This is a genomic window from Terrimonas pollutisoli (assembly GCF_029360765.1).
Taxonomy (GTDB): Bacteria; Bacteroidota; Bacteroidia; order Chitinophagales; family Chitinophagaceae; genus Terrimonas_B; species Terrimonas_B pollutisoli.
The window spans coordinates 1-20,617 of record NZ_JARKNA010000002.1 but is presented as its reverse complement, the minus strand read 5'-3'; the positions used below and the strand labels follow the sequence as shown (position 1 = coordinate 20,617).

Below are 20,617 nucleotides of genomic sequence, written 5' to 3'. Positions count from 1 at the left end.
CTGACCAAACTAAAACAATAAAAATAAACAGGTGAAAATTATCAGACAATCCCAAATGAAAACACAAACGGGTATTGATTGATTTTACCCGTTTGTGATAATTGTTTCACTTAGAGGTGTTTAAAAATGTAAAAGTAAAATCAGCGAAATCCGATAGCTATCGGATCATCGTTATCTTAACATATCTGCGCCTGCCTGCCGACAAGCAAGTTCTATTCTAAAAAATTTAATCAGTTTCTCAGAGCTGTACTAACATAAAATCAAAACGGCCTGCAGTTATGCAAGCCGTCTATCTTTTGCCTAATGACTACTTAATGATCTTATTTGCCCGGACCATGTCCGCCTGTGGCGGCACTCGCTTTATAAGTATCTTCTTTTTGTTCTGCTAAAAAGCTAACCACATCCCTGATTTCTTTTTTGCTTAGTATATTTTTCATTTCAGGCATACTGGAGGCTGCATTCGTTCTTTTTGCGACCTGGTCCTTAGCAATGGTTTCATTTTGCTGATCGCCGGTCTTCACCACTAAGCTGGTTGCTGTTTCACCATTCAAAGTACCGGAAACCGTCTTTCCATTCTTCAACTCTAATGTAATAAACCCAAAGCCCGGAGCGAGCCTTGCACTCGGGTTGATCAATGCTTCCAGAATTTGCGGACGGGTCAATCTTGCCGCAACCCCATTCAAACGGGGACCAGCATTACCACCCATATCATCATATGAATGACAACGGATACACTGTGCTGATTGGTTTCTGAAAAATATTCTCCTGCCTTTATCCGGATCGCCGCCATATAAACTTCCCGCATAAGCGGATGCCAATGTATCAGGAGAAAGAGAAGAGCTGATTTGTTTGTACTTCGTGATTAACTCAGGTGAACGGGTACTATCGACCGCTTCAGCTAATTCCAGGTAAACGTCTGATGACAATTTTCCGGCACCCATTTTTTGCAGCAAATCATCAAACACAGCTTTTGAATTTTGAACCGGCAAATTTCCAAGTGTTAATAAGGCCGCCTGTTTCTCTTCTGTGGTTTTTGTGTTGATCACATCTGAAAGCAATGATACCATCAATTCTTTTGAAATACTCATTTTGGGAAGCAAATCAATACCTGCGATGCGCACTGATTTATCCTTATCTGCAATCGCCGATTTGATAGCATCACCAATTTGCGCATCACCAATGGCAGCCAATGCCTTTAATGCCTCTACCCTCACGGATGGTTCCTTATCATTTTTAACAAGGTTCATCAACACGGTATTTCCTTCGCTGATCTTTAACTTGCTCACCGCTTTTATGGCACTTGTTCTGACGATCATGTCCTTATTCTGTAACAAACTCACGAAAGTTGCCGATGTCTTTGCTTTTAACGAAGCAAGATCCCGCTGAACGACGCCGCGATAACGGCCGTCTACTCTATCAACCACCGAGGGTTTAGCCCAGGTGCTCAATGCATCGATAGCTTCTGCCCTCATCTTCGCAGGAACTTCTTCCCTTATTGAATAGCTGACAAGGTTCTGCAGCGACTGATCTGTGCCTACCCTGAGGTTGGCATTTATGCAACGCCTGATCAATGCTTCGTTTGTAAACCTTGTGGTGTTTAACAAATTTCCCAATGCAGGTAAGGCCTCTTTTATAGAAAGATCATCGTTGATAGCACGGGCACTTTCGGTTACTACAAACTCATCGACATCGTTTAAAAAGTTGGCAATACCCGGATGAGCCATTCTTCTTAAAGCCACCACAGCGCCAATCCTTACGGCACGGGATGGATTCTTTGCTAAGTTGATAAGCGGATCAGCCTTTCCAATTTTTGCTAATGCCAGGCTGGCTGCATGGCGTATGTAAGCATCCTCATCATTATTTGTTTGCAATAACTCAATCAATGCGTTGATAGCCGGCTCATGTTCTATACGGCCTAATGCTTCAGCAGCAAAGAAACGGGTGCGGCTATCTATATCCTTTAACAGCGGGATCAATTTGCTGCCTGCCTCTTTATATTTTGTATCACCCAGCCATTTTGCCGCCTGTGCTCTTATCTCCGCATCTTTATCCTGTAACAAAGGCAAAAGGCTTTGAGCATATTTTTTTTCTTTTCTTGCCAATTGGCTGATGCCCCAAATGGCATGTACTCTTGCCAATTGGTTTTCGGTTTGAGCCAATGCTTTTTGAAATATTGCATCACCTGAAGCACCTCTTTTTGCTAACTCAAATTGCGCTTTCATGCGAACCCGCATATCGGCATTCTTCAACAAGTCACCCAGCTCATTTTCTTTTTTCGCAGTAAAATCCGCGGCTAGCAAAGTTTTAGTTTGATTTCTTTCAGCAACAGCGGCGCCTCTTTTGTCATCCAATTTCCACACACGGCCATAGTCATGAGTGCCCCATCCATCTATCCAGTCGGCAATGTATAAAGCGCCATCTGGTCCGAAATCAAGGCCTGTTGGCAATACACCACCAACAACTTTTTTACTGTCACCTAATTCAAAGCTGGCTCCTTTTGGTTTTAGTTTAAAGCCATACACACCCGACTGCGCAGGGTTACCTACAAACTCTCCAATGAAAAAAGTGTTTTTGTATTCAGGGTTCAAAGCGGTACCGGGATTATACACCATTCCTGAAGGGCCGCTTACATAATTGCTGATGCAAGGAGTGATATATGCAGCTTGTCCTTCAAAGCGTGGCATCCACATTTTTTCATCCATCCACACTTTATAGGTATTGTTTTCCGGGTCACGATATTTACCGTACTGCCAGTTGCTTCTCCAGCCCGCATCGGAACCATTCACGATATAAACCAGTCTTTCTTTTTCACCGGCATGATCCCCATCATTGTCTTCACTGATAAGATTCGCATATTCATCAAACACAAACTCGTGGGTGTTACGAAGCCCGGATGCAAAAATTTCAAAGTCACTTCCGTCAGGATTGCTGCGGGCAATCACACCGCAATTAGGGTATTCCCATTTTTTGCCGGTTTGGTCTGTGCCGTTAAATCCTATATCGCCGATCTGCCAGTAGATCCTTCCATCGGGACCCATTTCAACTCCCGACATGCCATGACCACTAAATCCAACATGAATACCATAGCCGTGCGACATCGATGTTTTATCATCGGCAATACCATCGCCGTTTTTATCTCTCATCCGCCACATATCGGGGCCTACTGCTACATACAAATCCTTCCCGTCGATCAATAGACCGCCAGCTACATCGGTCACTTCATCATGAAAGTCATCGACTACCAGTTGCGACTGATCGGCCACACCATCGCCGTTGATATCTTTTAGCCTATACACATTTTCTTTTTCTACCGTCATGTCTCTCCAGTCATGCGAGCTGTCGCCATTGACATCCTTTAACCACAAATTATTCTTGCTATTTTCCGGCGATAACACTTTGCGGAGAAAGGCCCGCTTGTCATCAATAGTTTGTAATTGTATGGAAGGTATCTCCCACTCCTGGTGACCACGAATATCAAATTCAGAATTGTTTTGGCGGTTGGTGGTCACATAATAGAGGTCACCATTGTCATCAATATCGATAGCAATCGGTGATATCACTAGTGAATCAATACCCCATAAGCTCATGGTGAGATTGCTGTCAGCGAGTTCGGGTTTCACGATGGATTCAACAGTGGCAGCCACTTTTGCTGCTTTTGCCGGGTCCATTTGTTTGATTTTTTTGTCCGTTGCCTCCTGCTTACAGCCCGTTACACAACTTGCAGCGAACAGGCACAACGAGATAAAGTGATACTTGTTAATTGATACAGCCATTGTTTGTTTATGATAATTATAAAAAAATATTTATGTATACTGCTTAAAATAGAAAGTGTCGTCTGTGACTTTATAAACACGCAAAATACTGGTTATTCTTCTTTTGATGTATTCAATTCATAAGCCACCAGGTTTTTTCCACTAACACCCATTATTATTTTATTGTTTATTTGGATACTGCTTCTGACATCGCCCCAAATATTGAAGCCTGATTTAAACTGTGGAACGTAGTTGAAATTACCTCTCCCGTCTCCCTGAAGCAGCAAGCCATAGTTTGCATCAAACTTGCCCAACCTGATCTTAGTATTGCTATTGTTGCCACAAAGCAAAATATCTGTTTTCCCATCCTTGTTAAAATCTAAAATGTTAATGTTGTAGACAGGCGAGTACTGTACTTGCAGAGGCAATTCCTTTTCCTGGAACTTTCCGGATGCTGTGCTTAAAAAGCAGGTAGTCTCCATGTGATCAGCTACCATGTGCCCGGCATTTTTTAATTCGGTGGATGAAAAAAGATCTTCCATCGTTATATCAGCATAACTTTTGAAATTGGAAAATCTTTTACGCATCACGGGAAGCTGGCCCACCAGTTCATCACGGGTGAGATAAGGATATTTTTTCCCCTGGATATAAAAACTGAAAATGGGATCCACAGAACCATTTTTGTCAAAATCCTTGTAATACATTTCCAGTGGCTCTTGTGGAGTTGCTTTGAACTGTGTATTCAACCCCATGTTTCCGATAACAAGATCAGCACGGCCATCTGCATTAAGATCGCCAACAGCTATTTTGTTCCACCACCCGGAATAACTTTTATCAAAAAAAACGTTGGTGCTATTCACCAGCTTGCCATTTATATTGCGATAAACCGTTACCGGCATCCACTCACCCACCACAACTAGTTCATTTTTTTTATCTGCGTCCAGATCAACCCATGCAGCATCAGTAATCATTCCTGCAGTTGAAAGTTCAGGGCAAATGCCTGCCGTTTGATCGGTAAAATTTCCTTTACCATCATTGATCAAAATGAAACTCTTTGGCGTTTCAGGATAACGGCCAGGAACTACTCTGCCGCCAACAAAAATATCAGGTGCACCGTCGCCATTTATATCTTCAATCCTCACACAGGATTTACTTCCTTTTATTACAGGAAGCGTTTGACTCTTATTAAAATTATTGTTTCCATCATTGAGATAGAGCCTATCCTGCAACATAGAATCTGAAACGGTAAAACTGTTATATCCCCCACTGGCAATATAAATATCCGGGTGACCATCCGCATTAGCATCCAATACAGCAATATCAGCGTCAACACAATTCTTATCCTGCTCCAATGCAGAAATTTTCTTTTGTACAAAAGCGCCACCTTTTTGTTGCATAAAAACCGCTGTCGACTGTCCTGCTCCACCACCGACAATCACATCGTCTAATCCATCTTTATCCAAATCATATTTATACAAACAAGGCCCCTGGCTGGAAAACTTGCTGATCAATAAAAGTTGTCGGTTAAAATCATTGATCCTGGCTGAAGAGTCTGAATATTTTATCGGGGATTGAACCTCGGTAAACCATTTTGTAACCGGCTTCGAAAAAGAACTCTTACTCTTAGCATCTTTTTCGGCAAGTGTCAGTACCTGGTTGGCCTTTATATCATAAAGCTTTTGTTCCTTACCACTATTCCATGTTACAGTTAAAGAATCGATTTTTTCAATTTTCCCTAAACCAAAATGCAGGGTAAATGAAACGTTAGATAAATATCCACGTGCAGGATTCTGTTCCAATGTTTGAACTTCTCCTTTGTGATAAATTTTAACTTTTGTACCAAGCCCCTGTGTATTTCCTGCTTCACCGTTTAATCTCACCTGCAGGAAATGATTGCTATCCAATTTCATTGCTTCGTTACGATAAATAAATGCTGGCTGATTGATATTATTCACTACGAGATCAAGGTCACCGTCGTTATCAAGATCGGCATATAAAGCGCCGTTGCTATTTGAATGTTGGGTAATGCCCCATTCTTTGCTTTTGTTTTGAAATGTATCGCCTTGTTTATTTTGAAAAATATAGTTGACAACATTGGAAGATGGCATATTTTTGATAATATCCATCACATCTTCCCGCTGCAATCGTCCTTTCTCCTCTACATACTCGTTCATATAATTGATAAAATCAAGATTCGTATAATCCCTGAAATAGCCATTGGTCACAAACAGATCTTTCCAGCCATCGTTATCATAATCTGCAAACAATGCGGACCAGCTCCAGTCCGTATTGGATATTCCTGCTATTTGCCCGGTTTCGCTAAAAGTACCATTGCCATTATTTACCTGTAGCATGTTGCGCATATACTGATAATGAAAACCGTTCCGGACATTCAAATCAAACTTTTCATAGTTATCAGGAGCCAACAATAACTTCTGCCGGTGATTATCCTCGGGCAACATATCGAGGGTATAAATATCCTGTAGTCCATCGTTATTGACGTCTGTCACATCATTGCCCATGGAGAACTGGCTATTATGGCCGATACTACTTTGAAGTTGGTTCGTAAACGTTCCGTTTTTATTATTTATGTACAAGTAGTCGGGAACAGTATAATCATTGGAGACATAAAAATCGGACCACCCATCTTCGTTCAAATCAGCAATACCCAATCCTAAACCATAGCTTAATTGGGAGCCATTAATGCCAGCGCTGACTGTTATATCTTCAAATTTTCCGTTGGATTGTTTATACAAGCGAAGCCCCATTTCCGCATTATCTTCTTTCAGTAATTTCGCTGTACCTTCTTCGTTAAGCAAGGCCAGGTTTTTGGGATTATGATTCAGCAACAGCATGTCCAGATCGCCGTCTTTATCATAATCAAAAAAATAAGATTGATTGCTAAACCCTGTACTGGCTAATCCATATGACTCTGCCCGTTCATCAAACATGGGTATTCCCTGGCTGTCGTTACCAATATTGATAAAAAGTTGATTGGCTCTTTTAGCGGGCGGTAAAGCTCCGGAATAACAAACATAGATATCCAGCTTTCCGTCGGCATTGATGTCAACAGCATTGACGCCCGTTTTCCAGGGACCAGGTCTTCCACCGGCATGTGATGCCAGTGTAATATCCTGGAATTGCAGATTGCCTTTATTCAGGTAAAATTTATTATCACTCATGTTGGAAGTGAAATATAAATCGACCAGGCCGTCATTATTAAAATCACCAGCAGCTACACCACCACCGTTGTAGAAATATTCATACATCAGGATGTTAGTGTTTACGCCTTCTGTAAGAGTGTTTTGAAAATGGACACCCGTTTGCTCTGCAGGAAGTAAGGCAAATAAACGGTTTTCGCTTTTATCCTGGGTTGAATTTCGGCAGGAAAAAATAAAAATGACGAACAAACAGTTCAGAAGAAATAAGTGAAATTTTTTTATTCGAAGCAAGTGTTTGTATTTAAATAATTCAAAAAGTCAGAAATTAATACGTGTGAGTTGTAGTGTTGCTATTTAATGAAAAAATCTATGCCACCAACTAAGGCGGCATAGATTTTTTACTTCAATATTTAATTTTTATTTGTAGACAGGATTTTGTTTTAATAAATCGTTACGTTGAATTTCATCTAATCGAATCGGACGGAAATACATCTTGTCATCCCAAGTGCGGTTTTCAAGGGTGTTATTTACAACCGGTGTGTAGGTATAGTCAAACTTTGTCTTATCCTTACGATAAGGAGAAGGCGCTGTTTGACCTGCTTTCAGCGTTCCTACTACCTGAATATAGGTTGTTTTTCTACCCAGCGTTTGAGGAGCTATCATCCAACGTCTTGTATCAAAATAGCGTTGTTCTTCAAAGGCCATTTCTATTCTTTTTTCGGTTCTATAACGCTGCCTGAGTGCATCGCCTGATTCTGTGATTGCAGGCATACCTGCTCTGAATCGTATCTTATTTAACCAGGTACGGGCTTCATCTTCCTGTCCCAATTCGATGCATGCTTCTACATAGTTAAATATAGCTTCTGTGTACCTTAAGTAAGCCCACGGAATATATTGACGGCCGGTGTTATCACGAAGGCTAGGGTTTGGATCAATAAACTTCCTGAAATAATATCCTGTAAAGCTACCGTTCCAGTTTTCAATCGAACTCTGCCTGGTATCGATACCATCAATTTTGGTTGCGCCAACGAAATAAGTCCCGGTTTGTATCTCATTAGCAGGATCGGCAGCTCTGCCGCGGGGTTTCCAGGGTGCACCATCATAAAGTAAAGACACATAGAAACGGGGCTCCCTGTTTACATAAGGGTCGGCACTATGTGCAGAATTGTTCCAGTTAAATTTTGTACCATCCATCATCTCATAATCATCGACTAGTTCCTGAATCGGCGTATTTCCCGCCCAATTATTATACCCGTTGGGCCCCTGGCGAAGACCATGCTGCTGAGCCCCTTCATTTAAATCAAGGCTAAAGGTTCTTTCAAAAATTAGCTCGTTGGTCCCGGTAACGGCTTTATCCGCATCGGGATGGTTGCTTCCACCGCCCATCGCAATAGAAAGATAATTTTTTTTGCCCTCCTCAAACGAAGCAGGAGCTGTCAGATCGGTTTTGTAACCAGACTTTGCCGAATCCAACACCGCTTTCGCAGCATCTCTCGCCGCCGTCCACCTGGCTGTACGATCACCGCTTACAAAGCCCAGCAATTCCGGATTTGCATATCCGGCAATAGTAGCGGACTTTGCCTTGGCTGTAGGAATATCGTGCAGATCGCTGGCATCATATAGCAGTTGTCGCGATTTCAATGCAAGGGCAGCCAGATCTGAAGCATTACCCCTCACTCTTGACTTACCTTTTAACAACAAATAGGCTGAATCAAGATCTTTGATTATAAAAGCACTTACTTCGGCATAAGTATTACGGGCTACCTTAAAATCGTCGTTCAGGCCATATACTTTTGTAATAATGGGAACGCCGCCATAGAAACGGAGCAACTGGTGGTAGTAATAGGCCCTTAAAAAACGAGTCTCCCCCTCCAATCTTTGTTTTAAAGCTACATCATCGAACGTAGCGGTTGGTAAACCCTCCATCGCCAGGTTGGCCCTGCGAATATAATCGTACATGTCAACCCAACTGGTGTGACGGTTTACCCAGCCTTCGTTTGAAGGGTTTAAAATCCCCTCATTGATAGTATTAATACCGCGGCCGGCATGGGTAAAAATCGCTTCGTCGGTAATGCAGGCCAGCATCTGTTCGTCAAACCCACCCTCGTACAAGCCGCCATAAATGCCATGAATAAATGCCTGCGCAAAGGCAGGATCAGTCCAGGTTAAATTGGACTGCACCTGCTCGGTCGGCTCGGTACTTAAAAAGTCTTTTTTACAGCCTAAGAACAAAATACCCGCCGACAATAATAAAAGCAGAATATTTTTATAGATCATCTTCTTCATAATAATATAATTTAGAAAGTTACTCTTGCGCCCAGGCTAAGAATTCTTGCCTGCGGATATACATAGCCATTTTCAGCGGTTCCTTCCGGATCCCATATTTGCATCTTTTCCCAGGTAACCAAGTTTAGCCCGCTTACATAGACACGGAACCGGCTGATGCCAATTTTGTGACCAATATGAGAAGCAAGGGTGTATCCCAGCTCAAAGTTTTTAAAACGCAAATAATTGTTGTTTCTAAGCCAGTAGGTGTTATTGCGGAAGCTTCCTGTGTAATAGGTATTGGTGCGGCTTACCAGTCTTGGGTGCTCGCTGCTGGGATTTTCGACCGACCAACGATTGTTGTAGCTATAGTCTAACCAGTTACCAAATTCGCCGGTTTCATTGAAGTTAATGAGCTGAAAACCTCCTGCTGCTCCCTGGAAAAGCGCAGAAAGATCAAAAGACTTGTAGGAGATATTTATGTTAATACCTCCAGTAAATTTTGGATCCCGTGTTTTATCAAGCCTCACCTGGTCCAAAGAAGTTATTTTTCCATCTGGTTTTCCATCAGGTCCGGAAATATCTTTGAACTTCATGTCACCCGGGCGCAGGCTTTTCGTAGCTGCGGTATAGTCAATTGTATTTGCTGCGATTTCGGCTGCGTCTTTAAATACTCCATCATATTGGTAAGCCAGGAAAGCTTGTCCGTTTGTGCCGAAAGGATGACCGGTAGCCCGCTGATGAGCCGGCACGCCTGGGTTTTCATCCCAGAACACTATCTTATTTTTTGTATAAGCTCCGTTTACGCTTACCCTGAATGTTACATCACTTACCTGGCCATTGTAGCCTACATTAAATTCAAAACCTTTATTGTCCACCTGTCCGGCATTCACCGGAGGAAGTATCCTGGAAATACCTGAACTCTGAGGAGTTGACCCCGCCCGTGGAATAAGAATTTGCTTCCGCTCATTCTTAAATACATCAAACTCGAAAAACACTTTGTTGTTTAATATGGCGCCTTCCAGACCTATATTGGCATTATTGGCTACCTCCCAGGTAAAGTCGGGATTGAAAACACGAGGCTCTACCAATGATCGGACAACCGTTCCGTTGACCACTCGGGTGCCCAGGCCGTACAAGGATAGATATGCATATTCCTGCAATACACCATTGAACTCAACGAGGTCATTGCCCATTTGACCATAGGAACCCCGCAGTTTTAAATTGTTCAGGAAGCTGAAACCCTGCATGAAATCTTCCTTGGTGATATTCCAACCGACCAAAACGCCGGGGAAGAAACCAAATCTGCCAGATTCAGGAAAGATATAAGAACCATCATATCGCCATAAAAATTCAGCCAGGTATTTTTCCTTATAATTATAGGCGGCACGTCCAAAATAGCTTAAGCGGGCCCGTTCAAAACCCGATCCACCTACATTTTGTTGCGCTGTTCCACCCACGTTCAAAACTTCCAAATTGGGTGAAATAAAATTACGCCTGAAGGAAAAGAAGTTATCCCCGTTTCTTGTTTCTTTTTGCACGCCCGCCATCACGCCGATAGTATGATCATCAGCAAAGGTCCGGTCATAACTCAGCATACCTACAAGGTTAATCCTCAACTCGGTCTCATCTGACATAGTCAGTTGTGGATCAGTGAAAGTAGAACGAACCGTTCTGACGAGCTTCGGAGTTACGCCATCAGCTTCAAAGGATACTTTATCCCAAGTATACAATGACCAGGGAGTGGCAAAACGTTTGGTACGCCCGATATACTTATCTGCAGCACCCTGGAGTGTGAGTTTTAACCCTTTGATCCAGGGGTTTGTAATGTCTACCTGGCCATTTGTTTGAATGTAGTCACGTTTGTTTCTATCATACCCTGTGGCACCTGTGGTGATCACCACAGGATTCTCTCCATTTTCGATATCAGGCCCTGGTAAACCATTTGGCCACACGGCTATCTCAGTAGGTTTACCACGTATCAGCATCCTGAAGATAGAGCCGGCGCTGGATGTTGGAAAAAAACGATATTCTTCCCGGCCGGTTATACCGATAGTAGTTGTAATGTACTTGTTTACTTTAGCCTCAAGGTTTAGTCGTAGATCATATTGCTTATACCCCGTTGCCGAATTTTTATAATAAGCGTCTTGCTGTTGGTAACCCGCCGACGCGAGGTATTTCACACTTTCTGAGCCTCCACTTACCTGCAGGGTATGCTGTTGCTGACCCGACCAATCTTTGAAGACAGTTTTATACCAGTCCGTATTGGGGTGGGTGAGTGGACTGGAACCATCAGCAAATTTTTGTATATCGGTTGGCAAATAATATGCATTTACAACTGGCTTAGTGGGGTCAAGTAATTTATAAGATCCTGTTGTTTTAAATGAATTCCAGGCAGCAGTCCACTCCTGGTAAGGAACATCGTTGAACAGTTTCTGCTCATTCAGAAGCTCAGCATACTGCGAGGAATTTCCCATCTCGGGTAATACAGTCGGTTGCTGCCAACCCTTATTGATATCGTACGATACTACAGGCTTTCCAATTTTACCTTGTTTGGTAGTAATCAAAATAACCCCGTTTGCCGCTCTTGCCCCATAAATTGCGGCAGAGGCATCTTTTAAAACCGACATACTTTCTACATCAGCCGGATTCAAACGTTCGAGACCACCAGAACGATCAGGTACCCCATCAATAACGATTAAAGGGCTACTGTTCCCCAGAGTATTAGTACCACGAATGCGAATAGTAGAACCGTCAAAACCAGGCTCACCGCTCCGCTGCATTGCCGTAACACCAGGCAGTCTTCCGGCAAGTGAGTTGGAAAGGTTCACGGTTGGCGACTTGTCGAGATCAGCACCTTTTACTTGTGTGACAGAGCCTGTTACCGTAACTTTCTTTTGGGTGGCATAACCTACAACTATTACCTCGTCCAATTTCTTTTCCGATTGTTTCAATGTTGCATTGACCGTTTCACCACTGCCTACCGTTAGCTCTATTGTTTCAAACCCTACAGCAGAAATAGACAGTACATCCCCCTCATTAGCATCAATCGAAAAATTTCCGTTTTCATCGCTACTGGCGCCTTTGGTTGTACCCTTCACTACCACACTCACATTTGCAATCGGGTTACCCGCAGCATCTTTAATCGTTCCTTTTATAGGTTTGAAAAAAACAAGTTCACTGACATTTTCGCTCTCTACCTGTCTTATCAGGTTAAGTAATTGCTTTTTACTAAGCACTACCTGCTTACCAACAGCTTCATAATTGATACCATAAGGCTGGAACAATGTTTTAAATACATCGTCCAGGGTTTGGTTGTTTACGGAAATAGATATTTTTTCTTTTTCAGGTATGATATTCCGCTGATAAGAAAAACGAATATCCGCCTGGTCGCTTATCTTCCGCAACACATTTTTAAAACTTTCATTTTTAATCTTAAAAGAAATCTTTTGATCCAGGATACCCTGGCCATCAGCCTCTTTGGCAAATGATACTGCTGTAAAAGCAAGTGTCAGAAATGTGTGAAGCAGCAAGACTTTCATGAGAAAAGAGGGAGGTTTAGTACACCATACGGTTTTCTTCATAACTTTAAACAGTTTTGCAATTAGTAATAAATGTAAAAACTCCTTTTCACCGGTTATTTGCTGGGATGAAAAGGCTGCTAACGATTGGCTGCTGTTCCAGAGCGGTCAATCGTTTTTTTTGTAGGTTAGTTTGGTTTCATCTCTTATTTTATTGTTTTTAGACCCGCCAATCTTCCTGGACAGGTTAAGATTGTTAGCATTCTATTCTTATCTTATAAAAAATTGACGCTGCGTTTAGCTTGCGTTTACAATAAAAATTATATCTCGTTTCTTCTCCGTATTATAATTATTTGCAACCCCGGCCTTCGATACTGATGCCGTACTCACTGATACTGAAGGAAGCCCCTACTGTTTTTGTTATTACCTGCAACTTGTCTTCCAGGCTTTCGTGTTCCAGCGAAATAGTAATAAAACAGTTTTTAAACACTTCCTTATCATAGTGAACGGGCAGGTTATACATTTTCTCCAATGTTTTTAACACGTTTGCCAATGGTGCATCTTCAAAATTGTACCCGCTTATATTTTCAGCTTCTATTTCAATTTTGGATTTGCCTGTATAGGATGTAGTTATTAGCTCGTGCTTAGGGGCAGAGTAAGTGCAAATCTGTTGGGGTAGTAAAATCTTTTCACTTGACTTTTCCTGGTCCTTTCCGCGGAGACAAACGGAAACTTTACCGGTTTTTACTGTTACTGATTCTTTGCCGGCCAGGGTATTAACCCTGAAACTGGTTCCCAATACTTTTATCACCATGCTTGTCGTGTAGATGTAGAAAGGCTTTTCAGGATTTTTTTTAACGTCAAAAAAAGCCACGCCGCTCAGGGATACTTTTCGTTTTTTGCCATTCATCAGGCGGCTATAAGTGATGCGGGAACCCTTTGCCAGTGTTACTTTAGAGCCATCTGGCAAAAAAACTAATTCATTTTTTTCGCTGCCATTAAAATGAGTTACCTCAGATGGTGGCAGGTTTTCTTTAGGGACATCTGACACCAGCGAAAATTGGATGTTATTGTTCGGTTTGAGGTAAAGAAATCCCAGGAAAAAGATTAGACTGGCTGCAGCAGCCCAGTACCAACGCCGGTAGCCCGGCCTTTTAATTGCAACAACAGATGAATCATGGCCAATTGCTTGCCGGATGTTCATCAGCATTGATTCAATAATTTCTTTGTTGATTTCTTTGGAAGTTTCCTTCTCATTTGCTCTGAATTCAAGCAAAAAACTTCTCGCACTTTCGGCTATTGCGGCGTTTTCGGGACTGACACTGACCCATTGCAGCCAATATTCTGCATAGGGACTTTGAGGGTTTATTACCCAGTCCACAAATCTATTATCAAGCAATAAGGTGTTAGCTTTCTCCTGCATTTTATTCATATAAGCACGCAATACTAACTTATAATGGAAGTTTTGCTGATTATATACTCAGTTTCCGGAAAGTTTTTTTAAGAAAATTTTAAATGTGGAAAGAGGAAACGGAGCGATATTCCTTTCGCATAGACTTTAAAGCCCTTTGAACGAGGTTCAGAACAGATTGATAGTTCATGTTCATCATGGACGCAATGGTCTCATAGGAAAAATTGTGGTAGAAGCGGAGATATATAGCTTCCTGCTGTCGCTTTGACAATCTTTCCAAGACCTGTTTTAGCACACCGTTGGTTTGCGATTGCTGTTCTTTATAAACGATTGTCAGCTCTACATATTCAGTTTGCAAATTTCCTTCAACAAGCTGCAGCTCTTCTTCGCTGATAAAGGATTGCCGGGCTGTTCTTTTTACTAATTTGTTCCGCAAAGCCCTGAAGAGATAATATTTTGGCTGATCTGTATCCGCCAGGTTTTGACGGCCTTTCCAAAGTTCGATAAAAAGATCCTGGATACTGTCTTTAACCAAATTCAGGTCATCGGTGATCTTCAAACCATAATTGATCAATGATTGCACATGCAACCGATAAATGCTTTCAAGCGCATCAACATCACCGTTTTTAAAACGGCTCCATTCCATATCGTGGGAAGAGGTAAGCAATCAGAGTCAGTTTTTGCAAATCCTTGTTTTTAAAACACGCCTGCAACGGAATATGAAAGTACGAAACTAAAATTCTTAAAAAATATTTTTTTTCTTTTCCATAATATTACCTCACTCTTCTTTGTTATTAACCCTTTCGTTTATTATACCTGACCCAACGTTCGTTTTACAAAATATGGCTTTCCGTGTTTTTATTTTTTTCTTTGAATGATAATGTAATTCAAAAAAGTCTTGCAGTAAGCCAGCTTATCACTTCAATGATGTAAAATCAATCTCCGGCTGTTTAGCTGCTACTGCGTGCTCAAACTTTGTTTTCAAAAGAGTATGCTGATTGAAGAACCCGCAGTTGCCTAAAAAGAAACGATTATTTTCTGTGCCACCGCGATAATCCAGCCGGTAAGATTTCTGTGCGGTAGCATCACCGGTAAATGTAGCTTTACTGATGGGCGTCCATTTTCCATCTTTATTTCGTGTCCATTGATTTTGATAAAAGGCTTTGCGGGAGATATGCCCCGTCGAAGGGTCAAAATTTTCTAAAAACGAATGCAGCCGGGTTAAGTAGGTATGCGTGGCCGGTCTCTTAAAGTTTGCGATCAGCAACCATTCTTTTAACTCCGGTGCATAGAAATAAGCAGTATAGCTGGTATAGTTATCTTCAACAGGCTTTCCCTGTAACAAAAACTTATACGTGGTTCCTGCTTTCCAATTATACCTGAGGTAGCTCTGGCCACCGGAACCTTCATTGCCGAACTCGCCAGTATGAACATCTTCTCCTTTTTTAAGAAGAATGATTTTTTTGTCATCAGGAATCTGTTTGGGGTCGTCTGTATTGAAAGGACTCCAAACAGAAAACAAAATTCTTCTTTCCGTTGACGAATTTACCTGGATGCCAAAATATCCCTCACCGAAACCATTGGCCATAAAATAGGAACCTATGGGGTCCCCGCCAATTGGCACTGTTATTTCATTGTAAAACCATTCGATCTCATTTCCGGCTTGTGAAATATCGTAATTCAGGTGTACTGAAGGGCCGCGGCGACCCCAATAAAAATAATTTCCTTCATTGCTCTTTACATACGCTGTCCTGCCATCAATAGCAGATCCGCTCATGTAAAACTCTTTCAGCTCAGCAAATAAATCACCTGTTTTACTGATTCCCTGCATATTGATTTTTACGTATCCCGGAGATGAAATAATCCACTCGCCGATATACTTCCTGCCGTTATTTTCTGTTACATTCATCACTTTTACTTCATCGTTAATCACACACCGGATCTTGCTCTTTCCTTTTGGAACATTTATTAAAGCAGACAGTTTAAGTGTTCCCGCTTTCTCCACTTTTATAAATGTGCTGAATATAGCCTTATTGCTTTTCCAGTTTTTCCAACCTTCATCGGTTACCCGTTCATTGCTGTTGGCGTCTTTCACCGTAACGAAAGAGTTTCCGCCAACAGGCACGATGATAGTGGTATCCATCTCCGGCGGCTCACTAAGGGTTACCTGCTGATGATGCGTAAAACCACTTGTTAAATAAGAAAAGGCTAAGAAGAATAACGCCGTGCTTACTTGTTTCATACTTTGATAAATGAAAGCTCAATTTAGTTGTTAAATAAGCCGGTGAACTGTTGCTCACTCATCACCCCTATAAAAAAGAAAAGTGCAAACGATTGAAAAAAGGTTCAACCGTTTGCACTAATTATTGAAACAGGCAAACAACGACCTACTTCACAAATGAAATCCTTTTATTTATTGCCTTACCATTTATATTCATAAAATAAACTCCCTGTGTCAATTTGCTGATGTCAATTTTCAACCGGTTGTCGCCTGTCACTATCGGTCTTGATTGACTATTGATAAGCCTGCCGGTTGCATCGAAGATTTGCCATTTGATATTATCCTGAATCGTGGAATAAATGAAAAGATTGAGTTCATTACCTGCCGGATTAGGATAGAGCTTAACCAAATCAGCTTTGCCATCTAAATAAATGGTAACAACCTTTGAATAAGTAAACTGGCCGTCCATATCCTTTTGCTGCAAGCGGTAATAAATTGTTTTCACTCCTAAGGCAGATATGCCTATATCGGTGAAGCTATAATCATGGGTACCTGTCGTATTTAATGCAGCAACTTTTTCCAGCTCATTAAATTGAGCACCATCGACACTTCGCTCCACTATAAATTCGTCCGTGTTCAACTCATTTTCCGTCTTCCAGTTTAGCACAGCGTAGTTATTTTCAAGTTTACCCGAGAACTCCAGCAAGGTTAAAGGAAGAGCAGTATTCGCTTTATTGGAGAAGTAAAAAGTAGAAAACTTATCAATGCTTGCTGTAAGCACATAATCATTTGTCCAATTACCTGCAGTCGTTATAACCTGGCTTGCCCTTTTTGAAATCGCAGCCCGGCAGCCTTCACTATTTTTAAATATACCCAGGTCATTGATTGTGTTGATGCCTGAGCCGGTCCCATTTGAATTAACAGCACCTTTCAGCGCCGCGAGTTCTTCAACTTTTAAATAAAGCCGTATATCAACAGGTGTAGCCGGTTGAAATTGTGGAGTTATAGTTATGTTCCTATCCAGGTACAACCGTTTTTGCCCGTCCTCTCTGACGGTATTATTATTAATAAATAAAGAAGTGGTTACCATGCCGAGGTTGTTTCCATTCGCATTTATTTCTGCTATGGCATTGCCTGAGGCATCCGTGATTGGCACCCATTGATCACTGTTATTATCATCGATTGTTACTGGCTGAACGACCAGACAGCTGCCCGGTGCGCCTGGCGACACGGTTGCCGGCAGAGCCACAAGGTTACTCCTGTTGTTAACTCCCTGGCCATTGGTGCCGTTGAATTCGCTTTTTATACTGAACTGGTTTGAAGCAGGATTAAACTCAAAAACAGCTCCCATGTTTAGGCTGCCCCCGTTACCGGTAATTCCGTAAAGTTTGCCGCCGTTGACTGCAAGGTTCCTGAGAGGTTTTCCATCGGTGCCGGTAAAATCATAACGCTTATGATAGGTATTGGTAACAGGATCCCATTCAAAAATAACTCCCATGCCATTCGCTCCGCCTTCACTGGCAATACCCCAGAACTTTCCATCCAGGAGCAATAAATTGCCTTCAGGTTTACTGCCTGTTGCCAATGCAAAATCAAACTTTTTGGAAAATGTTTGCATGGCGATGTCCCATACGTAGAGCACACCAAGATCGTTAATGCCCCCAAGTGAAGTTACACCGTATAATTTACCGTCAAGGGAGGTCAGCCCAATACCGGGACTTCGTCCGGTAATCTCATCGGTATTATTATAGGTTGGCCCAAAAGAGAATAATTCTGTTAACACATTTGTACCAGGATCCCACTCAAAAAGCCTTCCGTCACTAACATCGATGGTGCCGTAAAACTTGCCGCCAACTTCAATTAAATCTCCGGACGGTCGGAAATTTTGATCAAACTTATACAATGATGAATATGTATTACTTTGAGCGTCCCATTCTACAATATGCCAATCCCAGTTAGGATTTTTGTTTGGCCAGGAGGTTAATGGACCACTAACGGTGTAAAATTTGTCATTGTATTTGAGCATTTTTCCGAAAGGTTGCGGACCGTTTCCTAAGTCTATATCTTTTGTCTTTTTAAACCGGGCAGACAAGCGATCCCATTCGAAAATAACTCCTAATCCATTGATGCCTCCGTCAGTCAATCCGTATAAATTATCATTGCTTGCAATAAGGCTTTGAGGTTTATACCCATTATCAGCGCCATTAAAACTTATTTTCCTTTCGTAGACATTGGAAGTTGGATCCCATTCGAATATCACCCCATTATTAGTGCTTCCGCCTTTACTGGTCATACCATACATTTTTCCATCAAATAATATTAAACTACTATAAGGGTTTTCTCCCGTTGGAGTGTCATCAAAGTCACCAGTGAAGTTGGTATAAATGTATTTGCCAACGTGACCGTTCGTTATCGGATCCCACTCATATAACGCCCCATAAGTGTATCGACCATTTCCTCCGCCCGACATCATCGTATAAAATTTTCCATTGTAAAATAATAAGCTGCCGTAAGGACTATGCCCATGAAGTCCTCTACCATTACCTCCTTCCAAGTCATATCGCATAATGTAATTGTTTATATCTGGCTCCCATTCAAAAATGACCCCAAAGCCATAAAGTCCCCCATCAGTGGTCATCCCATAAAATCTATCATTTACAAAAGTCATCTTTGAATAAGGGTTAGCCCCATTGGCTCCTGTAAAATCTACTTTTTTTAGAAAATCATTTGTTGCCGGATCCCACTCAAAAATGACTCCTTTATCACTTGTGCCACCCGTGTTTGTCATTCCATAGAATTTTCCTTCATGTAGTACAAGATCTCCATATGGATTAGAACCATCCGCTCCATCGAAATCATGCAGCTTCAAATAGGCGTTGCCTACAGGCTCCCATTCGAAAATGACACCCTTATCATTCTCTCCGCCTGTATTGGTCATTCCATAAAGTTTATTCCCCTGCAATGCAAGGCCACCGTATGGACTGCTCCCTGTGGCGTCATCAAAGTCATATTTCTTTGTGTATACATTTGTTACAGGATCCCATTCAAAAATGACTCCTTTATCATTTGCTCCGCCGGCAAGCGTCATTCCATATAGTTTGTTATTCCATACCAGCAAACTCCCATGTGGCTTTGTTCCGTTTCCAGGATCAAAGTCAACCTTTTTGGTATAAATATTTGTTACAGGATCCCATTCAAACAGCACACCCAGATTATTGACGCCTCCTGCAGAAGTCATCGCATACAACTTACCATCATATTCGGTCAACTGATTGTACATCGGCGTAGCACCGGCGTGATGTTTGGGAAAGGAATACAGCGTCTGAATATTTTGACCCTGGCCGTCTGTTCGAAACAAAGTGCCATAGTCATCGGCACCTCCCTGCGGTGTAGTGCCCCACAGTTGATGAATGCCCTGGCCAAAGGATAACCGGGCAATACAGCAAAATAAAATAAGAGCAATACCGGGATAAAATTTTTCTTTCATATTATAAGGTTTAATAAAATACTTAGCCAGAACAAATATGTTCACGCAAGGGCGAAACCCCACGATTAAAAAACTAACCAGGAAGTACGTTGACAGATTTGTTTACAAGGGAAGACCGGGGAAGAAAACAGGAAAGTTTTAGCAATAGATTTGGATGGATGGCGAAGCGGTCAACACAGCGTACAAGAATTTATGTATGTTACAAACAGCTACTAATTAATTCAAGTTGCTAGTTAATTGGTAAGCTTATTCAGTGTAAAAGCCAGAATAAACATTACCAGTTTGAGCAGGAATCCTTTAAAGGTCACTGCGTGTATTTTTCTAAGGAATAGCGCCTTTATTTCGCTAAAGGATGTTTCTATTCCTTTTCTCATTTGTTCTTTAATGAACCGTATCCAGGGCTCATCTGGTCTTTTAGAATTGCTTCTACGTTGAATCATCAGTTCGATCAAATCAGTTTCTTTCATATCATCCTCTATCTGGTAATCAGTATAGGCGGAATCTCCATAAATCCTGCTCTCTGGCGCCACTGCCAATGGTAGTTTTTTCAAAGCCTGTACATCGCTTTCACAACCCGGCACAAATCCAAATTCAACCGGAATGCCTGAGGAATTGACCAATACCTGAACTTTTACTCCATAAAAGTACCGGCGCATACTACACTGTTTACCCCTCCATTGTTTGCCCCGCAATAATTTGCATCGGCTGATTCGAATATTATCACACACCGCTACCGGAAAGGAGTCTATCACATACTCTGAAGCGCCAGCCATACTTTTTAGACAATGACCCAATTGCC

9 protein-coding genes are annotated in these 20,617 nt (G+C 41.8%); all 9 read right to left on the bottom strand.

The window, feature by feature from the left end; all coding sequences use genetic code 11:
• Window positions 1-320: 320 nt before the first annotated feature.
• Window positions 321-3,773: a HEAT repeat domain-containing protein gene (locus tag P2W73_RS04205; RefSeq protein WP_276500740.1), complete on the bottom strand. Its 3,453-nt coding sequence runs from the start codon at window positions 3,771-3,773 to the stop codon at window positions 321-323.
• A gap of 92 nt (window positions 3,774-3,865) precedes the next feature.
• The gene (locus P2W73_RS04200; protein ID WP_276500739.1) at window positions 3,866-7,204 is read right to left on the bottom strand and encodes a VCBS repeat-containing protein; all 3,339 of its coding nucleotides are present in this window, start codon (window positions 7,202-7,204) and stop codon (window positions 3,866-3,868) included.
• 126 nt (window positions 7,205-7,330) lie between these two features.
• Window positions 7,331-9,199, bottom strand: a complete 1,869-nt coding sequence (locus P2W73_RS04195; RefSeq protein ID WP_276500738.1) for a RagB/SusD family nutrient uptake outer membrane protein — start codon at window positions 9,197-9,199, stop codon at window positions 7,331-7,333.
• Window positions 9,200-9,210: 11 nt separating this feature from the next.
• Window positions 9,211-12,762 carry a TonB-dependent receptor gene (locus P2W73_RS04190; RefSeq protein WP_276500737.1) on the bottom strand — a complete coding sequence of 1,184 codons (3,552 nt, stop codon included), beginning with the start codon at window positions 12,760-12,762 and terminating at the stop codon, window positions 9,211-9,213.
• Window positions 12,763-13,048: 286 nt separating this feature from the next.
• Window positions 13,049-14,122, bottom strand: coding sequence for a FecR family protein (locus P2W73_RS04185; protein WP_276500736.1), 1,074 nt, complete (start codon window positions 14,120-14,122; stop codon window positions 13,049-13,051).
• Between the two features lie 88 nt (window positions 14,123-14,210).
• Window positions 14,211-14,777: an RNA polymerase sigma factor gene (locus P2W73_RS04180; protein WP_276500735.1), complete on the bottom strand. Its 567-nt coding sequence runs from the start codon at window positions 14,775-14,777 to the stop codon at window positions 14,211-14,213.
• Between the two features lie 249 nt (window positions 14,778-15,026).
• Window positions 15,027-16,352, bottom strand: a complete 1,326-nt coding sequence (locus P2W73_RS04175) for a DUF3472 domain-containing protein (protein WP_276500734.1) — start codon at window positions 16,350-16,352, stop codon at window positions 15,027-15,029.
• A gap of 145 nt (window positions 16,353-16,497) precedes the next feature.
• Window positions 16,498-19,818 (bottom strand): choice-of-anchor tandem repeat GloVer-containing protein, encoded by a 3,321-nt coding sequence (locus tag P2W73_RS04170; RefSeq protein ID WP_276500733.1) that lies wholly within the window; start codon window positions 19,816-19,818, stop codon window positions 16,498-16,500.
• A 233-nt stretch (window positions 19,819-20,051) separates the two neighbouring features.
• Window positions 20,052-20,617: IS982 family transposase (locus tag P2W73_RS04165; RefSeq protein ID WP_276500732.1), on the bottom strand; the 566-nt coding region annotated here is incomplete at its 5' end.